This window comes from Aestuariivirga sp., from assembly GCF_044239095.1.
In the GTDB taxonomy this organism is placed as follows: domain Bacteria; phylum Pseudomonadota; class Alphaproteobacteria; order Rhizobiales; family Aestuariivirgaceae; genus Aestuariivirga.
In genome coordinates, this window is the sequence record NZ_JBIICB010000413.1 from 1 (window position 1) to 4004 (window position 4004).

Here is a 4004-nt window from a genome sequence, read left to right on the forward strand (position 1 = left end):
GTGCTCTCACCCAACACAGAGATACCACGGGCATCACCGCTCGTCACTGACCCGGCGTTGTTCACAGTGACGCCATTGGCAGTGCCTTCGATGCCGTTGCCAGTCAGCACGTCGATCGCACCACCTTCTTGCACAGTGCCGACATCGCCCGTGCCAAGCTGCTGGGTGGTTGTGGTGATAGCTGCCGGTGGCGAAGGTGTGATCGTAAAGTCTGTCGCCCCAGCATTGATCGCCAGAACAAGAGTGGACGCGGACACGATGCACGACAGGATAATGCTGCGCTTGAATAGGTTCATCTTTCCCCCACAGGAGCACTTAATATCAAAGTCTAGATCCCAACTGGCAAGTTTTAAGTGGCGGGAAGGGTTCAGCAATCAGGGGAAAAACCTAGAGTAGCGCGTGCCGACGGATCGGGAGGCCGGGGTCTAGGTTTGGAGCAAAGGGTCCTCCATGGTCTCGCTGGTGATGACGCCCTTGATCAGCCTGCCGCGCATCGCGCCCGTCAAGGCTTGTGGCAATTGCAGCAGGGATGCCAAGCGTCACCGGATCCATAGAGTTTGACATCACCAGCCCCTGCGAAAGGATGAGGTCCAATTTCGCGGCGATAAGCAATGCCCCTCAATCCCGCTGGTACGCCGCGTTCGAGCAGGAATGCTGATCCATGATCGAGGCCTCATCCGACGGCTGGCAAATTGTCTGGGACCAAAATAACAAGTTGATCGGTCACTTGATGTAGAACGGCGCTGTGAAGCCGGAGATGGTGACCTTCGTGAATGTCCCATCGTGTACGGGAATGCTAACGCTCGGAGACTGGAACCTCAAATAATTCATGCGCTGACACCCGTCGGCTGATCCAACATACCAAGAAGAAATTGTCCGAAGTGTAAGGTTGGTCGGGAAATACCAATCAAACGAGACTACGCCTGCAGAAGAGGTGCCGTATGTTCGCCCTCGGCTGATATCTTGTTGCTCCCAAGAGTAATATGCTGTGCCGCTGCAGTCTGAGGTTGTGTAGACTTTATCCCCAAGGTAATTGTTGGCGGCGCTCGGCACGCATTCAGCAGCGGAACCTGTGCATTCCGGTGAAAAGCCGTCACGGCGGAAGTCAACCAGTACCTGCTGGCTCCCAGAGTTTATCACAAGCCATCCATTATTCATTACACCGATGAATTTTCCAGTTGCGTCATACACAGCCCGGGGCTTGACCGCAGAGCCAACCGGTTCCCACCAAGCCGGGTTGTCGCTCGGCGGCTTGTTCCGGTTGGGCGCGGAGTTTGTGCTCTTGAGCGAGTAAAAGATTCCGCCGTTGTGCTTCACGACCTTGCCTGTGGCGTATGTCGTGGATGAACTCCATGTGCCGAGGTAGTCCATCGTAGCGGCGAATGCGGTCGCGGGTACGAATGCCAGGAAGATGAAGGTCGCGAGAACGAGACGGCGAAGCCAGACTGCGGCCATTGATGAAGCTCCCTAGCAAGCGCCTGCTTCCAAAAGGAACTCTATCAAGAATTGTTTTGCAGGTCCACGCTGCTCGGAAGCGACTCCAGGCTGGGGTTGCTTGGTTCGCTTGCATCATGCTCGACGGCCCTAAACGCCCGACGCTCGGCCTCTGCCAGCGCCGCGACGATGGAGATCGAGGTAGTTTGGACAGTGACGTCAACGGAAGCCCCGTAGACCTTGGGGCGGAGCTTGGAGGCGGTCCATTCGCGCGCGTGCACCCGCAGCTTGAGTTGGCTAACCCAAGCATGCAGCCCCGGCCCGTCCAAACCGGGCGGCGGTGGTGTGTCAGCCAGCGTGATGATGTCGTCAGCAAGGGCGTCAGCGCGATCCTCTACTGCTTCGCGGTAGGCAGCCTGCAGGGTCGGGTTCGTCCGCAACTGTGTCTTGGCCCAGACGTAGGACGGGGCGTCCGGCCCAAGCCGCTTGATGGCAGTGGATAGGGCGTCACCGCTGGCGATGAATTCGAGCACCTGCGTCCATATCGTCGCGGGGTCGTGGACTGGCGGGCGTCCTCGTTTAGGCGTTAGGGCGGTGGCGGTCATTGGGCGGGTCTCCAGTAACTTGATGATTTCACTATAATATCCATCTATCGCGCGCGACGCATCATCCCTGCCACCGTTCGAAGCCCACTGGGATGCCATCACCGCGTGCAACGTAGCGCCAGACAGGACGGCCCGATCGGAAGTCATCGAGGATGCGCTCACCGTGTGCCAGCGCCAGACGCTCGGCTTTCTTGCGAAGTTTGTACGTGTACGTCAGCCACGCCTGTTCTCCACCGGTGAAGAAGAAACCGCGCGAGACGGCCTCGACCCAGCGCCCGCGCCCGCAAGGCAGAAGCGGAACGGGATACGCCCGTGACCAGTCACCAGGCCGCGCCCAACGGGGGACATAGTTTCTGTCGTGCAGTACTTGCCAGCCGTCAGGACAGACCCACATCCCGTAAGGGATATGGCTGTACGGTCCCACGGCGGGCGGGTGTGCCGAGGGGCGGTCGAGGATGTACGGCGTGAGGGTGCCCGGGCCGGGAATAAGCACGCCGGTCATACGGAGCACCCCTTTCGGCAGCGCCGCGTGGCCCCGTAAGCGCGTCCGTCGCCGGGCTTGCGCACTTTCGTGAGCGAATTGCGCACTTTTGGGGGTATTCCGGTAACTTTCCTCTGCTATTCTCATAAGAGAAGTTTACGGAAATACCCCTAAAAGTGCGCAGGAAGAGCGCAGAAGTGCGCAACCGGCGGCGGGAGGCGCTCACAGGTGCACCGCACTGGGGAGACCGGTGAACGGAACCGCTGAATTTTGGCCTGCCAGACAGACACTGAGGTAGTAGCGCCTGCCTGCGTCTCGTCTGATTCCTCGCTCTTCCAGTTTTCGCGTGAGTGAGTTCTTTGACATTGGGTGATGGCCGCTGTCCTGGCACCAGCGGCGAAAGTTGTCATACGTCGCTTGCACTGCGGCTTTTGCGCCATCCTCGCTTGCCAGCCGCTCTGCGAACCATTCGCCCACAATATCCTGCTCGACCCGGTATTCGGTCGTGGCCTTCCGCACCTGTTCGGGCATGGCGAGTTGTCCGGTACGCCGGAAGTCAGCTAGTCCATCCAATGCCCAGTTAAGTATGCCTGCACCCTCCACCCGCAGTTTGTCAGGCAGCGCTGCGTCCCTCTTTTCCGCGGGGATGGTGACCAGCCATCCGATCAGCTGTAGCCGCCGCCAAAGCGCCTCGCCCGTCTCACGAATGATCGGACGGTGGTTGCCCGTCATCACCAGCTTGTGCGAAGGCGCGAACTGCACCGGCGCACCGTAGAGTGTACCGGGGCACGGTTATGAGACAGCGCACTACGCTGGTTATGCCGCCAATTTGAACTCCGTGGCGGCCTCGGATGCAAGGGCCTTCTGTTCGGCCCTGATCTGATTGGGCGTCTTGTGCCCATGGCGCTCCCGCAGCCACGAGGCGTTATAGAGATCGGCGAACTCGGCGAGCCCCTTGCGAAGTGCCTCTGTGGTTGGGAAGTACCGGACCCAGAGCAGTTGTTCCTTCAGCGTCCTGATGACCCTCTCCGCCACGCCGTTGCCCTCTGGCTGACGCACAAAGGCGGGCGAGCTTTCGATCCCGAGGAATTCGATCTCATCCTGGAAGTCATCGGCGAGATAGTTGGAGCCGTTGTCATGGCGAAGGATCAGACCGGCCGCGATGTTTTCCTTCACCGCACCGAAGTGCTTCGCTACTCCCTGTCGGATCGGCTCGAGCGCCTCCCAGCGGCTGGCGCTGGAGGAGGCGTGAGTTCCGACCAGCTCGCCCGAGCAGTGGTCGACGGCGATGAAGACATAGGCGCGGCCCTCACCGGTCGTGACTGTCTGGGTCATGTCGGTGCCCCACATCTGGTCCACCCTGTCGGTCATGATCGTCCCGTCATGCGGATGTTCCTCCCTGTCCACGGGCCTTTGCGGCGCAAGCAGGCTGTTCTCCCGCATGATCCGCCGCACCCTGCGCGCCGCCGTGCGAACGCCGTCTG

General features: G+C 60.1%; 6 protein-coding genes. All 6 read right to left on the minus strand.

Annotation, left to right across the window (positions count from 1 at the left end):
- A partial coding sequence (locus tag ACILRA_RS22360; protein WP_395664244.1) for a hypothetical protein occupies window positions 1-296 on the minus strand: 296 nt, incomplete at its 3' end.
- 427 nt (window positions 297-723) lie between these two features.
- The gene (locus ACILRA_RS22365) at window positions 724-1455 is read right to left on the minus strand and encodes a hypothetical protein (protein WP_395664245.1); all 732 of its coding nucleotides are present in this window, start codon (window positions 1453-1455) and stop codon (window positions 724-726) included.
- 44 nt (window positions 1456-1499) lie between these two features.
- On the minus strand, window positions 1500-2039 hold the full coding sequence (locus tag ACILRA_RS22370) for a hypothetical protein (protein ID WP_395664246.1): 540 nt from the start codon (window positions 2037-2039) through the stop codon (window positions 1500-1502).
- A 61-nt stretch (window positions 2040-2100) separates the two neighbouring features.
- The gene (locus ACILRA_RS22375; protein ID WP_395664247.1) at window positions 2101-2541 is read right to left on the minus strand and encodes a hypothetical protein; all 441 of its coding nucleotides are present in this window, start codon (window positions 2539-2541) and stop codon (window positions 2101-2103) included.
- Between the two features lie 201 nt (window positions 2542-2742).
- Window positions 2743-3282, minus strand: a complete 540-nt coding sequence (locus ACILRA_RS22380; protein WP_395664248.1) for a phage/plasmid primase, P4 family — start codon at window positions 3280-3282, stop codon at window positions 2743-2745.
- Window positions 3283-3336: 54 nt separating this feature from the next.
- Window positions 3337-4004 (minus strand): transposase (locus tag ACILRA_RS22385; RefSeq protein WP_395664249.1); only part of this gene is annotated, 668 nt, incomplete at its 5' end.